15 protein-coding genes are annotated in these 17,032 nt (G+C 65.2%); 10 read left to right on the forward strand and 5 right to left on the reverse strand.

Annotated features, from left to right (window positions below; all coding sequences use genetic code 11):
• Window positions 1-103: 103 nt before the first annotated feature.
• The 8 genes from C515_RS0103600 (at window position 104) to C515_RS0103635 (ending at window position 8,108) form a co-directional block, all read left to right on the forward strand.
• Entirely contained in the window at window positions 104-805 is a 702-nt protein-coding gene (locus C515_RS0103600; protein ID WP_028454420.1) for an ABC transporter ATP-binding protein, read from the forward strand.
• Window positions 802-2,220: an ABC transporter permease gene (locus C515_RS0103605; RefSeq protein ID WP_028454421.1), complete on the forward strand. Its 1,419-nt coding sequence runs from the start codon at window positions 802-804 to the stop codon at window positions 2,218-2,220. The genes C515_RS0103600 and C515_RS0103605 overlap by 4 nt, the downstream gene beginning before the upstream one ends.
• Window positions 2,221-2,546: 326 nt before the next feature.
• Window positions 2,547-2,729, forward strand: coding sequence for a LiaI-LiaF-like domain-containing protein (locus C515_RS19365; RefSeq protein ID WP_043647935.1), 183 nt, complete (start codon window positions 2,547-2,549; stop codon window positions 2,727-2,729).
• Between the two features lie 3 nt (window positions 2,730-2,732).
• Window positions 2,733-3,524, forward strand: a complete 792-nt coding sequence (locus C515_RS0103615; RefSeq protein WP_028454422.1) for an outer membrane lipoprotein-sorting protein — start codon at window positions 2,733-2,735, stop codon at window positions 3,522-3,524.
• A 226-nt stretch (window positions 3,525-3,750) separates the two neighbouring features.
• Window positions 3,751-4,947 (forward strand): MFS transporter, encoded by a 1,197-nt coding sequence (locus C515_RS0103620; protein WP_028454423.1) that lies wholly within the window; start codon window positions 3,751-3,753, stop codon window positions 4,945-4,947.
• A gap of 38 nt (window positions 4,948-4,985) precedes the next feature.
• The gene (locus tag C515_RS0103625) at window positions 4,986-6,281 is read left to right on the forward strand and encodes a hypothetical protein (RefSeq protein WP_144290324.1); all 1,296 of its coding nucleotides are present in this window, start codon (window positions 4,986-4,988) and stop codon (window positions 6,279-6,281) included.
• A gap of 17 nt (window positions 6,282-6,298) precedes the next feature.
• On the forward strand, window positions 6,299-7,351 hold the full coding sequence (locus C515_RS24320) for a sensor histidine kinase (RefSeq protein WP_051304596.1): 1,053 nt from the start codon (window positions 6,299-6,301) through the stop codon (window positions 7,349-7,351).
• Window position 7,352: 1 nt separating this feature from the next.
• On the forward strand, window positions 7,353-8,108 hold the full coding sequence (locus C515_RS0103635) for a LytR/AlgR family response regulator transcription factor (protein WP_028454426.1): 756 nt from the start codon (window positions 7,353-7,355) through the stop codon (window positions 8,106-8,108).
• Between the two features lie 259 nt (window positions 8,109-8,367).
• Here the strand turns inward: C515_RS0103635 and C515_RS0103640 are convergent, their stop codons facing one another.
• The 5 genes from C515_RS0103640 to orn form a co-directional block, all read right to left on the reverse strand.
• A complete protein-coding gene (locus C515_RS0103640; RefSeq protein ID WP_028454427.1) occupies window positions 8,368-8,721 on the reverse strand; it encodes a YkgJ family cysteine cluster protein in 354 nt (117 codons plus the stop codon).
• Window positions 8,722-9,100: 379 nt separating this feature from the next.
• Window positions 9,101-9,589: a CinA family protein gene (locus C515_RS0103645; RefSeq protein WP_028454428.1), complete on the reverse strand. Its 489-nt coding sequence runs from the start codon at window positions 9,587-9,589 to the stop codon at window positions 9,101-9,103.
• Between the two features lie 310 nt (window positions 9,590-9,899).
• Window positions 9,900-13,103: a sensor domain-containing protein gene (locus tag C515_RS19370; RefSeq protein WP_051304597.1), complete on the reverse strand. Its 3,204-nt coding sequence runs from the start codon at window positions 13,101-13,103 to the stop codon at window positions 9,900-9,902.
• Window positions 13,100-14,032, reverse strand: coding sequence for an ABC transporter substrate-binding protein (locus C515_RS0103655; RefSeq protein WP_028454429.1), 933 nt, complete (start codon window positions 14,030-14,032; stop codon window positions 13,100-13,102). The genes C515_RS19370 and C515_RS0103655 overlap by 4 nt, the downstream gene beginning before the upstream one ends.
• Before the next feature lie 237 nt (window positions 14,033-14,269).
• Window positions 14,270-14,839, reverse strand: a complete 570-nt coding sequence (gene orn, locus C515_RS0103660) for an oligoribonuclease (protein WP_028454430.1) — start codon at window positions 14,837-14,839, stop codon at window positions 14,270-14,272.
• Window positions 14,840-14,989: 150 nt separating this feature from the next.
• On the opposite strand from orn, the gene C515_RS0103665 reads away from it, so the two are divergent.
• Window positions 14,990-15,562 carry a hypothetical protein gene (locus C515_RS0103665; RefSeq protein ID WP_028454431.1) on the forward strand — a complete coding sequence of 191 codons (573 nt, stop codon included), beginning with the start codon at window positions 14,990-14,992 and terminating at the stop codon, window positions 15,560-15,562.
• Window positions 15,563-15,771: 209 nt separating this feature from the next.
• Window positions 15,772-17,019, forward strand: coding sequence for a M48 family metallopeptidase (locus tag C515_RS0103675; protein WP_028454432.1), 1,248 nt, complete (start codon window positions 15,772-15,774; stop codon window positions 17,017-17,019).
• The last annotated feature ends 13 nt before the right edge of the window (window positions 17,020-17,032 follow it).

The following is a 17,032-nucleotide window of genomic DNA, read 5'->3' on the forward strand; positions in this document are numbered from 1 at the left end:
TCCCCGGCGCAGTTCATCCTCCCCTGCTGCGTCTTGTCGCAGACGCACCCGGGCTTTACCTGGCTGGCATACAGTGGCCGCATTCCCTGCACGCGAGGCCAGCATGTCTTCCGTTTCCCTCCAACAGCTCAGCAAGCATTACCGGCTGGGCAGCGTCGATGTGCCGGCCCTGTCCGGCATTGATCTCGACATTCGTCCCGAGCGTTTTACCGTGCTCTCCGGCCCGTCCGGCAGCGGCAAGACGACGCTTTTGAACCTGATCGGCTGCATCGACCGGCCCGATTCCGGCACGCTGACGGTAGCCGGCGTCAATGTGCTGGCGCTGAAAGACGACGCGCTGGCCGATTTCCGCGCGCGCCACATCGGCTTCATCTTCCAGAATTTCAACCTGATTCCGGTGCTCACCGCCTTTGAAAACATCGAGTACCCGCTGCAGCTCACCGGCGTGGCGGCTGCCGAGCGCAAGCGCCGCGTGAACGAGTTGCTCGCCGCCGTGGGGCTGGCCGATCGCGCGAAGAATCTGCCCGGCCAACTCTCCGGCGGGCAGCGCCAGCGCGTGGCCATTGCACGGGCGCTGGCGACCAATCCGGCGCTGGTGATGGCCGACGAGCCCACCGCAAATCTCGATAGCCATACCGGCGCGGCGATTCTGGAGCTGATGCGCAATCTGCAGCGCGAGCGGCGGATGAGCTTCGTGTTTTCCTCGCACGACCCGAATGTGCTGGCGATGGCCGATGACGCGGTGTTCATCCGCGACGGGCGCATCACCGCCACCGAACAACGCACGCCGGAGCCTGCCGCATGAATGCCTTTTCCCTCGCGCTGCGCAATCTGCTGCGCAACCGCCGCCGCTCGCTGACCACGCTGCTGGCGATGCTCATCGGTGTGTCGGCCATCCTGCTGTTTGGCGGCTACAGCCGCAATATCGATCTGGGGCTGGAAACCGGCTTTGTGCGCGGCAGCGGCCATCTGCAGCTGCAGCACCGCGATTATTTCCTCTACGGCACCGGCAATCCGGCGGCGTATGGCATCGCCGATTACGCGCGCATCATTGACGTGCTGGAGCGCGACCCGGTGCTCGCACCCATGCTCACCGTGGTGACGCCGCGCCTGAGTCTGGGCGGCATTGCCGGCAACTTCACGGCCGGCGTGTCGCGCACCGTGTTTGGCGAAGGCGTGGACGTGGCCGGGCAGAATGCGCTGCAGCAATGGAACGATTACGGCTTTCCGGTAGCAGCCCAGACTTCACCGCTGACGGGCAGCGCGCCCGATGCTGCGGTGATCGGCACCGGCGTCGCCCGGGTGCTGCAGCTGTGCGAGGCGCTGCAGGTGAAGAACTGCCCGGCCGCGCAAGCCACGGCGCACGACGCCGCCCTGGGCGCGGCCGCGCCGGATGACATCGCGGCGCTCTCGGCGCAGGAAGCCGGCCAGGCCGGCACGCAGTCGCCCACCCGCATCGAGCTGCTGGCGGCCAATGCCCACGGCGCGCCGAATGTGGCCGGTCTGACGGTGATCAAGGCCGAGGCCATGGGCGTGAAAGAGCTGGACGACATGGCGGTAACGCTGCACCTGCGCCAGGCGCAACAGCTGGTATATGGCCAGGATGCGCCCAAGGTCACCGCCATCGTGCTGCAGTTGCGGCACAGCAGCCAGATGCCGGCCGCCAAGGCGCGACTGGCCGAGCTGCTCGCCGGGCCGCAGGCCGGCGCCAAAACCCCGGCGCTGGGCGGCACGCCGCTGGAAGTGCACGATTTCGCCACGCTCAACCCGCAATACGGGCAGATCACCGGCATGTTCGCGGCGATTCTGGGCTTCATCGCCATCCTGATCGGCGGCATCGTGCTCTTCACCGTCAGCAATACCATGAGCATGGCGGTGGTCGAGCGCACCGTGGAAATCGGCACGCTGCGCGCGCTGGGCCTGCGTCGTGGCGGCATCCGCCGGCTGTTTGTCTGCGAGGGCCTGCTGCTGGGCGCGCTGGGCGCGGCGCTGGGCGTGCTGGTGGCGCTGGGGCTGGCCTGGGTCATCAATCACAGCGGGCTGACCTGGCTGCCACCGGGCAATGTGGACCCGGTGCCGCTGACGGTGCGCGTGTGGGGCGAGCCCGCCATGATTCTCAAGACCGCCATCGGCCTGATGCTGGTGGCCGCGCTCTCGGCCTGGTGGCCGGCGCGCCGCGCGGCCCGGCTGGCCATCGTCGATGCCTTGCGGCATGTGTGAGGGATTTGCCATGCCGGACACGGCAGCCAGATGCCCCACTCCCTCCCCCTTCCAGGGGGAGGGCCGGGGTGGGGGTAACAAAAAAATGCCTGATTATGTCTCTCTTTCAGAAACCCTTTTTTCGTCATGCCCGCGAAGGCGGGCATCCAGAGCAAAGCTTGATTTCACGCCCTCATCTGGATTCCCGCGTACGCGGGAATGACGATTCTGAAGCAGAGACATAATCAGGAAAAAATGACAGGTATATGCCTACAACCCAATGAATTGATAGGCCATACATGAATACCCATAAAGCCATACCAGCAATCCATTTCGGAGCAAAGACCATGCAACACCTGCCGCTACCCAGCCTGATCCTGATCGCCATCGGCGTGTTTTTTCTCGGCCACAATTTCGGCCTGTGGAGTACCGAGCTGCTGGCGCGTGGCTGGCCGCTGATCCTGATTGGCCTGGGCATCGCCGGGCTGCTGCGCCCGCAGCGCCGCTGCAAGCCGCATTCGGAGGACTGAACCATGCGCCGCATCAGCACCACCCTGCTCTCCCCGCTGCTGGCCACGCTGGCGCTGCTGGCCGGCCCGCTGCAGGCCGCCCCCGACGCGCAGCAGCTGCTCGCCGCCAGCGACAGCATCCGCAACCCGGACAAGCCTTTTGCGCTGACCACCACGCTGACCGAATACCGCAAGGGCAAGCAGGTGGACAGCAGCGCGCTGGCGATCTATTCGCGCGCCGACGCGAAAAGCGGCCAGTTCCGCAGCCTCTTGCGCTTTGTCGCACCGGTGCGCGACACCGGCAAGCTGATGCTGAAAAACGGCAACGAGCTGTGGTTTCACGACCCGGCCAGCAAGGGCACCATCCGCATCTCGCCGCAGCAGCGGCTCCTGGGCCAGGCGGCCAATGGCGATGTGGTGACGGTGAATCTGTCGCTGGATTACCGCGCCGAATATAGCGGCGAGGAAAGCATTCAGGATGGCGAGAAACAGACGCGCGCCAGCCAGAAGCTGAACCTGACGGCGAACAATCCGGAAGTCACCTACCACCGCATCGAGCTGTGGCTGGACGCCGGCAACCAGCGCCCGCTCAAGGCGAAGTTCTACTCGGAAAGCAATCGCCTGCTGAAAACCGCCTATTACCGCAAATACCAGAACGAGCTGGGCCGCGAACGCCCGACCGAGACGGTGATCATCGACGGGCTGGACCCGAACTGGGTGACGGTGATGCGCTTCTCGGACTACGCCTGGAAGGACGTGCCGGAAAGCTGGCTGCAGCGCGACTACCTGCCGCGCTTCAAGCCGGAGCTTGATTAACAAAGCCTCCTCGGCAGGAATAAAACCCTATTGAACCACAGAGACACAGAGGTCACAGAGGAAGCAAAACCTTGAGAAATGCAGAGGTTTTCTCCTGCTTTTCTCTGTGATCTCTGTGCCTCTGTGGTTGATTCGGTTTTGCTGAAGAATCCTGCCAATCCGGAAGTGATTTGTACTGCCACCCGCCAAAGATGCATTGACCGTAACACACAGGAAACAAGCCGCCATGCGCGCACTGCTTCTCCCTGCCCTGCTGCTGTCGCTGCCCGCCGGCGTGATGAGCTTTGCGCTGCCGCTGTACGCGCACGGCCTCGGTGCAAGTCCGGTGCAGATCGGCCTGTATTTCACGCTGCTCGGCGGTGTGATGCTGCTGTGCCGGCCGCTGTTTGGCCTCTGGATGGATCGCGGTCACAAGCTGGCGTTTTTTCTGGCGGGCGCGGCCTGCCAGACGCTGGCGCTGCTGATGTTTGCCGGGGCCAGGCAGATGGGCCTGCTGTATCTGGCGGCGCTGCTGGCCGGCGTCGCTGCCTCGCTGTGCTGGACGGCGGCCTACGCGCTGGCGGCCGAAGGCGACGCGGGCAGCGGCGAGGCGATGGGGCGGATCGACAGCGCCATCGCGCGCGGCGCGCTGATCGGTGCGATTCCGGCCTTCAACGCCGTCGGCTTTTTCACGCTGGAACGCAGCTGGCAGCCGCTGATGCTGGTGTTTGCCGCGGCGGCTCTGCTGGCCGTGCTGCTTGTCTGCCGCGAAGGTTTGACTCTGGCTGGGCAGACCCAGGCAGGCGCGGACCGCTGCGCCACGGCGGTAGCGGCCAGAGCCGTGCACAGCAGCGGCCTGTGGCCGCTCTTGCTGCTGGTCTTGCTGACCAGCGCCTCGACGGCGATGCTGCTGCCGGTGCTGACGATCTATCTGGCTGAAAAATTCGCCGCCAGCTCGTCGACCATCGCGGCGGCGTACATCCCGGCGGCGCTGGTCTTCAGCCTGCTGCCGGCGTATACCGGCAGGCTGGCCGACCGCGTGGGCAGCCGCTGGCCGATGATCGCCGGCCTGCTGCTGATGGCGCTGTGCGCGCTGTTCATTCCGCTGGCGGGCAGCCTGTGGCTGCTGATCGGGTTGTGGGTGCTGGAGGCCGCAGGTTCGGCGCTGGCCGGCCCGGCCGAGCGCAAGCTCGTCGGCATCGCCGGTGGCCACGCCAAGGGGCGCGTGTTTGGCCTCTACACCATGCTGACCGGGCTGGCGGCGGCAGTCGGCCCGCTGCTGGGTGGCCTGGCCTACCAGCAATTCGGCCCGGCCATGCCCTTTGTCATCAATGGCCTTGTGCTGCTGGCGGCCAGCATGCTGCTGTGGCGGCTGCGGCTGCCGGATGAAGCGAGTGCTGCGGTCCCGCTGAATGCGACAGCCGCCGAAATTTCGGCAAAATAAGGGGTATATACATGAAGCCCATTGTGAAAAAGACCAGCATGACAATACATCACAAGGTAATCACTGCCGCCCTGCCCACCGGCCTGCTGCTGCCCCTGCTGACCAGCATGGCGGTCGCCAGCGCGGCAGCGCCCGACGGCCTGGATGCCCCGGACCTGGATGCCCTGAATCTGGCCGACAGCGCGCCGCAGCAAGCGAGCGAGCGGCGCGACTGGCAACTCTTCGCCGAACTGGCCGCCGGCAGCCGTGACGAGCGCGGCGCCGGCTGGCAGGACGAGCAGCGCCTGTCGCTCGACCTCACTGCCGATGTCCGCCTGCACGAAGACTGGCGCGCGCAGCTGTCGAACCGGCTCGATCTGGGCTGGACGGGAACGCCGGGGGGCGACCATCAGGTCAACACGCTGCGCGAGGCCTATCTGAGCTGGCAGCCTGCGGCGACGCAGATTTATGACCTGGGCCGCGTGAACCTGCGCCATGGCGTGGCGCTGGGTTTCAATCCCAGCGATTTTTTCAAGGCCGGCGCGCTGCGCTCGGTAACCTCGCTGGCGCCGGCCAGCCTGCGGGAAAACCGGCTGGGCACGGGCCTGGCACGCGGGCAATGGCTGTGGGATGGCGGCAGCGTGAGCGCCGTGTATGCGCCCAAGCTCGGCGATACGCGCAGCAGCGCGCCGCTCGATGCGGATTTCGGCGCCAGCAACCCGCGCGAGCGTGGCCTGCTGGTGCTCAGCCAGACCTTCACCGACTGGCTGAACCCGCAGTGGCTGCTGTTCACCGAAGCCGGCCAGCGCCCGCAATTCGGCCTGAACCTGAGCCTGCTGGCGACGGACGCCTCGGTGCTGTACGTCGAATACGCCGGCGGCCAGACCGCCAGCCAGATCGACCGGGCGCTGGGGCGGCCGGCCGCCGAGTCCTTCCAGTCGCAGCTCGCTGCCGGCTTCACGCAGACCTTCGCCAGCAAGCTGAGCCTGACGCTGGAATACCAGTACAGCAGCGCCGCGCCCGACGCCGGCGAGTGGCGCGCGCTGCAGCACGCGGGGCAGGATTACGGCCGCTATCGCGGCTGGGTGGGCACGATGCAGGCACTGACCACGCGCGAGGCGCTGTTCGCCTACGCCAGCTGGCCGGATTTCCCGCTGGCCAAGGCCGAGCTGACGGCGATGCTGCGCCACGACCTCGTCGACCAGAGCAGCCTTGCCTGGCTGCAGGCGCAATACCATTTCGAGCGCGCCGACCTCGTCGTGCAATGGCAGTACAATCACGGCGACGCGCTCAGCGTGTACGGCGCGCTGCCGGCCCGGCAGTCGCTGCACGCCTTTCTGCGCTTTCATTTCTAGCCCCCGCCAGGACTACCATGTTCGCCAACCGTTGCAAGGACCTCGACTGGTCTTATGGCCTGCGCAATTTCGGCATCCTGCTGCTGATCAATACGCTGATCGGTCTGCTGGAAGCGCTGGTCGCCCCCGACATCAGCCTGGGCGACGCCATGCTGCTGGCGCACAGCATCGGCCTCATGCTGTGGTCGCTGAATCTGGGCTTCAGCCTGCTCGTCGGCGACCGGCCACTGATCCTCTGGCGCCTGCTGCTGATCCTGCCGCTGGGCGTGGCCGGCGGCTTTGTGCTGGCGCGCTGGCTGGGCGCGCCCGATGTGCTGGCGGCGCTGCAGGCCGATCCCCAGCGGGTGTGGCGCGCGCTGGCCTCGGCCATCCTGATCGGTCTGGCCGCCACCACCTTTTTCGTGCTGCTCTACCGCCTGCACGCCTCGACGCTGGCGCTGGCGACCGAACAGAAAAAAGCCGCCGAACTGCAGCAGGCCGAAACCGCCGCCCAGCTCGCCATGCTGCAGGCGCAGATCGAGCCGCATTTCCTCTTCAATACGCTCGCCAATGTGCAAAGCCTGATCGAGCGCGATCCGCCACTGGCGCGCACGATGCTCGAACACCTGAACGACTACCTGCGCGCCACGCTGGGCCGCACGCGCAGCAAGCGCACCACGCTGGGCGACGAGCTGGCCTTGCTGGAAGCCCTGCTCGCCATCATCCGCATTCGTCTTGGCGAACGCCTGAACTACCGCATCGACGTGCCCGACGAACTGCGCGAAGCCAGCCTGCCGCCGCTGTTGCTGCAGCCACTGGTGGAAAACGCCATCGAACACGGCATCGAGCCTTCGCTGGCTGGCGGCACCATCACCATTGCCGCGCGCAGTGACAATGGCCGGCTGCAGCTGAGCGTGTCCGACACCGGCATCGGTTTGACTGCTGCGCCGGGCAACGGCGTCGGGCTCGCCAATGTGCGCCAGCGCCTCGCCAGCCTCTACGGCGACGCGGGCCAGCTGCAGCTGCACGCCAACAGCCCCAGCGGCGTGCGCGCCGAACTGCATCTGCCACTCATTCTGGAAGCCCGCTGACATGCCGACCGCACTACTTGCCGACGACGAAGAACACCTGAGCGCCCACCTGCAGGCGCGGCTGAACCAGCTCTGGCCGGATTTGCAGATCGTCGCGCTGGCGCGCAACGGCGTCGAGGCGCTGGCCGAACTGAACCGCCACCAGCCGGACTACGCCTTTCTCGACATCCGCATGCCGGGGCTAACCGGCCTGCAGGTCGCGCAGGCGGCCAAGCTCACCCGCGTGATTTTCGTCACCGCCTTTGACGAATACGCACTGGCCGCGTTTGACGCCTCGGCCGTCGATTACCTGCTCAAGCCGGTCAGTGACGCGCGGCTTTTGCAGTGTATCAATCGTTTGCAATGCATCAGCCGCCTGCAGGCCAGCAATCAGCCACAACAGTCCGCCCCCGACCTGGGCACGGTGTTCGAGCAGCTCGCGCAGCCCAGTGCCACCCTCACCTGGCTCACCGTGGGGCTGGCCGACACCACGCGGCTGGTGCACATCGACGAAGTGCTCTACTTCCAGGCCACCGACAAGTACACCGAAGTGGTCACCGCGCACGAGCGCCACCTGATCCGCACGCCGCTGAAGCAACTGCTGCCGCAACTCGACGCCAGCCGCTTTGCGCAAATCCATCGCAGCACGCTGGTCTGCCTCGCTGCGATCAGCCGCATCGAACGCGACCTGCTCGGCCGCCACCTCGTCCACCTGAAAGACCGCCCGGAAACGCTGAGCCTGAGCCGCAGCTACGCGGGGCAGTTCAGGCAGATGTGAGCAGGCTGAACGGCTCGGCAAACGGTAATAATCGTCGTTCCCGCGCAAGCGGAAACCCAGCAAAACCGCGTGGGTACTGGATGCCCGCCTTGACCGAAGGGAATCCCCGTGGGACGCGGGCATGACGTGCGGAGAAGTCTTGCTAATCAGAAAACCGCAAACCCAAGGCAGAGACGCAGAGCAGCAGCGTTGTGCCTTTTCTCTGCGTTGAAGGCTTTTGACTGCATGCCCTGTGTGCGGGCCGGCTGCTCACACCAGATCACACCAGCACCTGCCGGTTTTCATGGAAGAAGCGGTAAATCCCCGCTTCAATCTCCGGATCGACCATGGTTTCCGGGCGGCAGCCGTTCGGGCAGGCGAGCCGCGGCGTGGTGCCGAAGAGGCGGCAGATCAGCGGGCGCTCGGCGTAGACCTCGCAGCCGTGCTCGCCCAGGTGCGGGCAGCTGAGTGCTTCCAGCGCCGCCGCATGCTCGGCCGCGCTTTTGACCGGCAGGCGCGACATTTCCTCGCTGCTGGTCGTCACCGGCCCGCAGCAGTCGTGGCAGCCGGGCTGGCAGGCAAACGCGGGAATGCGCGAGCGGAAAAAGCGGATCTGCTGGCTGGTGCTCGTCATGGCGGAATCCTTTAGCCGGGGTCTTGCAGAAACTCGTCTGGCGCTGCCGGTTGTGCGGCACATTCTGCAACACCCGGAAGCATTCATACATCACACCGTATTGCCATACAGCCAATTACAGATAAAGGCTATACACGCATACCCATAATATTTACCTGATTAGGTAGCTACCTCAGCAAAGAACAATTCGTCATTCCCGCGAAAGCGGGAATCTAGCTGCAATGCCTGTTCGAGCAGCGCTCTGGATACCGGCTTTGACCTTAGGGAATCCCCGTGGGACGCCGGTATGACGGAGTGCTGAGCTGGCTACATAATCAGGAATTTTATTAACTTGCACAAAAGCGGCGGCCGACCTGCCCGGGCCACCTGCACATGGGTGTCAGCGTGCGGCGCCAAGCAGCTCGTCGAGTTTCGCCAGGGCGTGCGCGACGGTCTGCGCGCGGATCGCGCCGCGCTCGCCGGCAAAATGCCGGCATTCGGTAACGATGCCGCCGGGCGTCGCCCAAGCCAGCCAGACGGTGCCGACCGGTTTGTCCGGCGTGCCGCCGCTGGGGCCGGCGATGCCGGACACGGCGATGCCCCATTGCGCGCCGGCACGCTCGCAGGCGCCCTGCGCCATGGCGGCTACCACCGGCTCGCTGACCGCGCCCAGGCCTTCGATAAAGGCCGGCGGGACGTCGAGCATGTCACTTTTGGCCTGATTGGAATAGGTGACAAAACCGCGTTCGAACCACGCGGACGAACCGCCCACCTCGGTCAGCGCAGCGGCGATCAGCCCGCCCGTGCAGGATTCGGCCGTGGTCACGGTGTGCGAGCGCGCCATCAGCCGGGCACCAATACGGCCAACCAGTTCGCAGATTTCTTCCATCGGCTCCGCTCCGGATAAAGGGGGCGATTTTAGCCTGCCCAGGCGCTGTTGATGCATCAATCAAACATCCACAGAGCCTGACCGCGCCACGGCGGAAAAACCAACCTGATTAGCAAGACTTCTCAGCAAAACCCAAAGCAACCACAGAGACACAGAGAACACAGAGAAAAACGGGAGCACGTCATCGGCATTTCTCAGGGTTTTGCTTCCTCTGTGCCCTCTGTGTCTCTGTGGTTCAATAGGTTTTTATGGTTTGCTGAGAAGAGTTTCTAATCATGAAAACCAAAACCATGCCCGCCGGCAATGCCCCTCAGGGCGCGGAATGCAGCAGCACGCTGCCGCCACGCTGCTCCAGCCAGGCGCCGAGCTCGGCGGCGGGCAGCGGCGGGCAAAGCTGATTGCCCTGGGCTGCGTCGCAATCCTGCGCCCGCAAGAGCTGCAACTGGGCGGGCGTCTCCACACCTTCGGCCACTGCGGCAAAGCCCAGTGCGTGCCCGAGGCCGATGATGGCACTGACGATGGCAGCGTCTTCGCGACCCGCCTGCAGTTCGTGCACAAAGCGCGAATCGATTTTCAGCCGGTCGAGCGGGAAACGGCGCAGACGCTCGAGCGAGGAATAGCCGGTGCCGAAATCATCGATCGCCAGCCGCACCCCCAGCGCCTTGAGCTCGTGCATGATGGCGGCGGCCTGTTCGGGCTCTTCGACGATCAGCGCCTCGGTCAGCTCCAGCTCCAGGCAATGGCCGGGCAGACCGGTTTCACCGAGCACGCGTGCCAGGCGCTGGGCCAGGTCACGCTGACGGAACTGCACGGCCGAGAGATTCACGCACAGCACCATGGGCGGCATGCCGGCCTGCAGCCAGCGCACCATCTGGCTGGCAGCGGTATGCAACACCCAGTCACCCAGTTGCATGATCAGGCCGTTTTCCTCGGCCAGCGGGATGAATTCCTCGGGCTCGATCTCGCCAAGCTCGGGATGCAGCCAGCGCAGCAGCGCTTCGACTGCGCCGACCTGGCCACTGTCGAGCTGAACCTGCGGCTGGTAAACGAGACGGAAATCGGCCGCGGCAACCGCCTCGCGCAGGCCCTGCTCCAGCGCCATGCGTCGCAGAGCCTTGTGTTGCATTTCGGGGGTATAGAAGCAGAAGCCTTGCCGGCCACCGGCTTTGGCCCGATACATGGCCATATCGGCACATTTGCTCAGGCTATCGAAATCGCTGCCATCGTCGGGAAAGATGGCCACACCAATGGAGGGTGTGCTCTGCAGTGCGTGGCCTTCCAGGTGATAGGGGTCGCTGAGGCGTTTGACCAGCTTGTCGGCCAGCACGCCGGCGCCTTCGGCGTCGGTATCGGGCAGCAGCAGGATGAACTCGTCCCCGCCCAGCCGCGAGGTCAGATCGACATCGCGCGTGCTGGCCTTGAGCCGCAGGGCGACGGCCACCAGCAATTCGTCGCCGACGCGATGGCCCAGCGTGTCATTGATGTGCTTGAAATGATCGAGATCGAGAAACAGCAGCGCCAGATGCTGGCCGCTGCGCTCGGCCTGATAGAGCAGGTGCTTGGCCTGCTCGAACAGCAGGCTGCGATTGGGCAGGCCGGTCAGCTCATCGTAATGCGCCAGCAGGCGGATGCGTTCCTGGTCGGCCTTTTCGCGGCTGATGTCGTTGAAGATGCCGATGTAATGCGTGATGTCGCCCCCATCATTGCGTACCACGCTGATGGACAGCCATTCCGGATACACATGCCCGTCGCGGTGGCGGTTCCAGATTTCGCCCTGCCAGTTGCCCGACTCCTGGATGCTCTGCCACATCTTGCGGTAGAAATGCGGGTCGTGCTGGTGCGAGGCCAGCACGCTGGGGCGCTGGCCCAGCACCTCGTCGGAGGCAAACCCGGTAATGCGCGTAAAGGCCGGGTTGACCAGCACGATGCTCAGCGCCGAATCGGTCACCATCACGCCATCATTGCACTGCGCCAGCACCTTGATCCACAGGCGGTTGGCCAGTTCCTGCTGCTGGCGATCGGTGACGTCGCGCAGGAAAGCGCAGAAGCAACCACCCTGTTGCGGCAGATAGGCGATGCTGACTTCGATGTCGCGCACTTGGCCGTGGCGCGTGCGGTGCTTGGTCAGATAGCGGTCGCGCCCCAGTTCGGCAATCACCCCGATATGGGCGCCGACGGCCAGCACGTTTTCATTCAGGTCGAATTCGCTGATGTGCCGGCCCAGCAATTCTTCGCGCTCATAGCCGGACAGCCGGCAGTAGCTGTCGTTGACTTCCAGCAGCTTGCCCTGCATGTCAAAGAGCCAGAAGCCATCCAGACTGGTGGCGACCACGGCCAGATGCAGCTCGGACTGCTCGCGCAGCAGCAATTCGTTGCGCTTGCGCCGCGTGACGTCGCGCGAGAGCACCACGCAGCGCTGCGGCTGGCCATCGCCGGCGGCAATGCGTGCGGCGCTGAGCTCGAACCAGCACTCCTGTCCCTGCAGCACGAGCATGATCTGCCGGCCGCCGGCATAGCCGTTGCGCAGCGCGTCATCAATCACCTGCAGCGCCGAGGTCGCCGCCTCGGTCGGCAGGATTTCCGCCACGTGCCGGCCAAGCACTTCCTGTTCCGGGCGATAGAGCAGTTCGGGGCGCAGCGCATGCAGCGACTGGTAAATGCCCTTGTCATCGATCACGAACAGCAGATCGGGTATCGCCTGCAAAATGGCATTCTGATCGGCAGCGGCCGCCTGCAATTCCCGGTCGCGCAGCTGCCGCAAGCGGTTTTCTTCGGCCAGATGCTCGGAAAGGCGCGCGATGCCGGCCATGACCGCCTGCAGCTCGGCCAGGTGAGCACCTTCCGGCAAACTGACGGGTTGGCCGGCGCGCAACGATTCGGCGACACGCGCCAGGGCTTGCAGCGGCGCAATCAGCAGGCGCTGCAAGAGCAGCAGCAGCAAGAGCAGCACAGCGGCCAGCAAGCCGGCTTCGGGCAAGCGTTCATCCAGCGTGTTTTCCCAGAGCTGGTTCCGGGCGGGAGCAAGGTCGTACCACAGCACGATCCAGCCGCGCTCGGCGCTGCGCAGTTCGCTGCCGCCCGCCTCGACCCGGTAGGGCATCAACAGCAGAAATTGCTCGCCGCCAGCCAGGCTGATCTGGCGCGAACGCATGTCGGTTTCGTTCTCGCGCGGCCAGTGTGCGGCCAGCTCGGGCAGATCCTTGAAGGGTTTACCCAGCAGGATCGGGTCGGATGACTGCACGATCTGCCCGTCCGGATGCACCTGCAGGGCCAGCAGCAGCCAGGCATCGAGCGACTGCAGGGCGAAACGGGTTTTCAGCAACTCGGGATAACGTGCCCCTTCCTGCTCGGCCAGCAGGGCCAGATGCAGGGCGGTCTGTTGCGCGCGCGCCGCCACTTCGGCCTGCAGCGCCTTGCGCTGGCTACGCAGCTCGTTGAGCGCGCCGGCGAAAACGATCAGCAGCGCGAGCAGCAGCACCAGCGGAAACAGCACCCGCAGCGACAGGACCTTCATGGCGCGGGCTCCGGCAGATAGGCGGCGCTGAAGGCCGGATAGGCCACATAACCACCGGGCAGCAGCCCAGCCTGCTGCATCAGGGCGGCCAGACGCTGGCACAGATCGATCATGCCCTGGGCAGGTGCAGCCAGCCGGCGCTGGTTTTCCGGCAGATCCAGCATGCGGATGCCGCGAAACAGCGCCGGGGCCTCGGCCGGCGTCACTCCCATCTGCCTGGCGATGTCGGCCATGACTTCGCCGGTAGGCTGGCCCAATTGCGGCAAATGGCGGAAATGCGCAGCCAGCACCGCAGCGAGGGCACGCGGAAACAGGGCGATGCGGTCGCTGCGCAGCGCCAGCACATCGACAATCAGGCCAGGCATCTGCGTGCTGGAAAACAGCGTGCGCGCACCTGCCGCCAGCAATTCGGACACCACCGGCTCGAATGACACCACGGCATCGATGCTGCCCGCGCGAAAGGCGGCCAGCTGCTGATCAAGCGGCAGATTGACCTTGCGGATGTCCGCCGCCTGCATGCCGGCGGCCTGCAGCGCGGCAGCCAGCACCACGGCACCCAGCGCCCCCTCTTCCACGCCGATGCGCCGCCCCTTCAGATCCTGCAGGCTGGCGAACTGCGGCTGACCAAGCACCTGATCGGCGCCATCGGAGGCATCAAAGAGGCCAACAATGGTCAGCGGCACGCCGGAATCCACCACGGTCAGCGCATCGTCGAGCGTCATGCACGCGCCATCGAGCGCCCCGGTCTGCAAGGCGCGGATGATGGAGGACGGTGCGTTGAGGATGGCCAGTTTGCAGTGCTGGCGCGACAGCTCGCCATGCCGGTAGGCGTACTGCAGGAAGGCATAGCCGGGCCACACGCTGGTGCCAATGCGCAGCAGCGGCTCGCGCCCGCTGCAGCCCGGCAAGGCCAGCACCGCCATACCCATGACAGTAGCCAGCAGAAGCTCACGCCTGGAAATGTCCACGCCGCCATACCCCGTCGAATGATGCACATCAGGATTGCGCCACGGCTAGCTCCGGCCATGGCGGGCAATCTGACACCAGCATTGCAAAGCATAGACAATCGCCCCGCGCCTTGCCCTGCCTTCCATGCACGGCTAGCCCGGATGCAGCAAAGCCCGGCATGCCGGGCTTTGCAAACGGGTGGGTGCGGCGTGTGCCGATCAGGCCGGCGTATCGGTCGCGGCCGGCAGCTTGAGGAAAAACTCGCGGTAGAATTTCAGCTCGTCGATGGATTCGTAAATGTCGGCCAGCGCGGTGTGCTTGCCCTGCTTCTTGAACTGGCGGTAGACCTCCGGCGCCCAGCGCTTGCACAGTTCCTTGAGCGTGGAAACATCCAGGTTGCGGTAGTGGAACCAGTCTTCCAGCTGCGGCATCCAGCGCGCCATGAAGCGGCGATCCTGGCAGATCGAGTTGCCGCACATGGGGCTCACCAGACGCGGCACATGATCGCCGATAAAGGCCAGAGCCTCGGCCGCCACCTGCTCGACCGAGTGTGTCGACGCCTTCACGCGCTCGATCAGGCCCGAGCGGCCATGCGTGCCCTTGTTCCACTCATCCATGGCATCGAGCACGCTGTCGGGCTGGTGCACGACCCAGACCGGGCTTTCGGCCACCATGTTCAGATTGCCATCGGTCACCACGATGGCCAGTTCGAGGATGCGGTCGTTCAGCGGGTCAAGGCCGGTCATTTCCATGTCCAGCCAGATGAGGTTGTTTTGGTCTTGTGCCATGCGTGGGCCTCGCTATGCAATGCAGTTCGTCTTGGCCGGCATGATACCGGAAGCCGCCTGCGCAACTGCAGCGAATTCCCGCCGCCGCAGGTTGCGCGGTCATTCTTGGACTATACCGGACTCATTATCCTGCCAAGCCGAGCCGCCACCATGTCCATTCCAGCCTTCGATCTTCCCGCCGGCGGCTCGGCCGCCCACAATCCGGACCTGAGCTGGAGCCAGGTGCGCGAAACCATCCTGATGCTGGGGCTGACAGTGGCACAGATACGCCAGGCCATGCAGGAAAGCGCGGTGTCGCTCGACAGCCTCACCCACGCCTTTGCCGGCATGCACAGCACCATCGGCGAGGTGCGCGCGACCATCGAGGCCGAGCTGGCCGGCCAGCCCGCGGGCACGACGCTGCTGGCACGCATCGGCGAGGTGGACGGCCACAGCATGCAGGCGCTGATTGCGCTGCAATTCTACGACCGCCTGACCCAGCGGCTTGATCACGCCTGCGGCAGCATCGCCGCACTGGCCGATCTGGTGGCGGACCCGCAGCGCCTGTTTGCGCCGGCGGAGTGGCTGGTCCTGCAGCAGCGCATCCGCTCGCAATACACGATGGAGCAGGAACGCGAGCTCTTCGACAACATCCTGCAGGGGATGAAGCTCTCCGAAGCCTTGCAGCACGTGACCGCGCCGAGCGACACGCCGCTCAATGCCGGCGACATCGAGATGTTCTGAGGAACGTGGGAGCGACAAACATACCCACAACCCCATAACTCCCGATCCATCACGGTAAATAGCCTGCAAACCAATACCCCAAAAAAAGCAGCAAAGCAGCGGCGGCTTTCCTTTCGGGGTCGGCAAGGCGGAAGCCTTCCACCGCCCAGCTTCCCCTGCCGCCCGCCCCTTCTGGCATACTGCCGCTTTTGCCGCATTTCCCCTGCACCATGACTGCCCACCAGTTTACCGGCCTCTTCCTGTTTGCCCTTGTCGCCAGCGTACTGGTCCAGCTCTGGCTGGCGCTGCGGCATGCCAACCATGTGCGGCGCCATCGCGCAGCCGTGCCCGCCGAATTTGCCGAAGCAATCAGCCTGGAATCGCACCAGCGCGCGGCGGATTACACGGTGGCGAAAACACGCTTTGGCATGCTGGTCAGCATTTATGACGCCATGCTGCTGCTGGCCTTTACGCTCGGCGGCGGCATCGAAGCCTTGCAGGCGCTCAGCCGCGAATGGTTTGCCAGCGAGATCGCCAGCGGCGTCTGCCTGATCGCGCTGCTGGGCATCATCCACGGCCTGCTCACACTGCCCTTTGCACTGGTGTCGACCTTCGGCATCGAGGCGCGATTCGGCTTCAACACCATGACCTGGCGGCTGTTTCTCGCCGACCTGCTGAAAACCGCCCTGCTGGCGGCCGGGCTGGGCCTGCCGCTGCTGGCGCTGGTGCTGTGGCTGATGCAGCAGATGGGCGCGCACTGGTGGCTGTGGGTCTGGGCCGTCTGGGTCGGCTTTTCGCTGCTGCTGATGTGGATATTCCCCACCTTCATCGCCCCGCTGTTCAACAAGTTCGAGCCGCTGGCCGATGCCGGACTGCAGGCGCGCATCGAAGCACTGCTGAGCCGCTGCGGCTTTCGCAGCAGCGGCATCTTCGTGATGGACGGCTCGAAGCGCTCCAGCCATGGCAATGCCTATTTCACCGGCTTTGGCTCCAGCAAGCGCATCGTGTTTTTCGACACCCTGCTCAAGCATCTGGACGGCGAGGAAATGGAGGCCGTGCTGGCGCACGAGCTGGGCCACTTCCGGCATCGCCACATCCTGCAGCGCATCGTCTGGACCTTCGCGCTGATGCTGGGTCTGCTCTGGCTGCTGGGCCAGCTCAAGGAACAGGCGTGGTTCTATGCCGGCCTCGGCGTCACCACGCCCAGCACCGCCAGCACGCTGCTGCTGTTTTTCCTGGTGCTGCCGGTGTTCACCTTCCTGACCGGCCCGCTGGGCTCCTGGCTGTCGCGCAAGCATGAGTACCAGGCCGACGCCTACGCAGCCCGGCAGGCTTCCGCCAGCGCGCTCATCGCGGCGCTGGTCAAGCTGTACCGCGACAATGCCGCCACGCTGACGCCGGATCGCTGGCACAGCATGTTTTACGACAGCCACCCGCCCGCCGCGCTGCGCATCGCCGCGCTCCGGCGGCTGGCCTGACACGCACCACCGC

Origin of the sequence: Chitinilyticum litopenaei DSM 21440 (assembly GCF_000428145.1) — a bacterium.
GTDB classification, from domain to species: Bacteria; Pseudomonadota; Gammaproteobacteria; order Burkholderiales; family Chitinibacteraceae; genus Chitinilyticum; species Chitinilyticum litopenaei.

Bases quoted from the DNA above. Each gene is read 5' to 3' on its own strand.
- C515_RS0103645 (WP_028454428.1), bottom strand. From the start codon at position 9,589: ATGGAAGAAATCTGCGAACTGGTTGGCCGTATTGGTGCCCGGCTGATG.
- C515_RS0103620 (WP_028454423.1), top strand. From the start codon at position 3,751: ATGCGCGCACTGCTTCTCCCTGCCCTGCTGCTGTCGCTGCCCGCCGGC.
- C515_RS0103625 (WP_144290324.1), top strand. From the start codon at position 4,986: ATGACAATACATCACAAGGTAATCACTGCCGCCCTGCCCACCGGCCTG.
- C515_RS0103635 (WP_028454426.1), top strand. From the start codon at position 7,353: ATGCCGACCGCACTACTTGCCGACGACGAAGAACACCTGAGCGCCCAC.
- C515_RS0103665 (WP_028454431.1), top strand. From the start codon at position 14,990: ATGTCCATTCCAGCCTTCGATCTTCCCGCCGGCGGCTCGGCCGCCCAC.
- C515_RS24320 (WP_051304596.1), top strand. From the start codon at position 6,299: ATGTTCGCCAACCGTTGCAAGGACCTCGACTGGTCTTATGGCCTGCGC.
- C515_RS0103605 (WP_028454421.1), top strand. From the start codon at position 802: ATGAATGCCTTTTCCCTCGCGCTGCGCAATCTGCTGCGCAACCGCCGC.
- orn (WP_028454430.1), bottom strand. From the start codon at position 14,839: ATGGCACAAGACCAAAACAACCTCATCTGGCTGGACATGGAAATGACC.
- C515_RS19365 (WP_043647935.1), top strand. From the start codon at position 2,547: ATGCAACACCTGCCGCTACCCAGCCTGATCCTGATCGCCATCGGCGTG.
- C515_RS0103600 (WP_028454420.1), top strand. From the start codon at position 104: ATGTCTTCCGTTTCCCTCCAACAGCTCAGCAAGCATTACCGGCTGGGC.
- C515_RS19370 (WP_051304597.1), bottom strand. From the start codon at position 13,103: ATGAAGGTCCTGTCGCTGCGGGTGCTGTTTCCGCTGGTGCTGCTGCTC.
- C515_RS0103615 (WP_028454422.1), top strand. From the start codon at position 2,733: ATGCGCCGCATCAGCACCACCCTGCTCTCCCCGCTGCTGGCCACGCTG.
- C515_RS0103640 (WP_028454427.1), bottom strand. From the start codon at position 8,721: ATGACGAGCACCAGCCAGCAGATCCGCTTTTTCCGCTCGCGCATTCCC.
- C515_RS0103675 (WP_028454432.1), top strand. From the start codon at position 15,772: ATGACTGCCCACCAGTTTACCGGCCTCTTCCTGTTTGCCCTTGTCGCC.
- C515_RS0103655 (WP_028454429.1), bottom strand. From the start codon at position 14,032: ATGGGTATGGCGGTGCTGGCCTTGCCGGGCTGCAGCGGGCGCGAGCCG.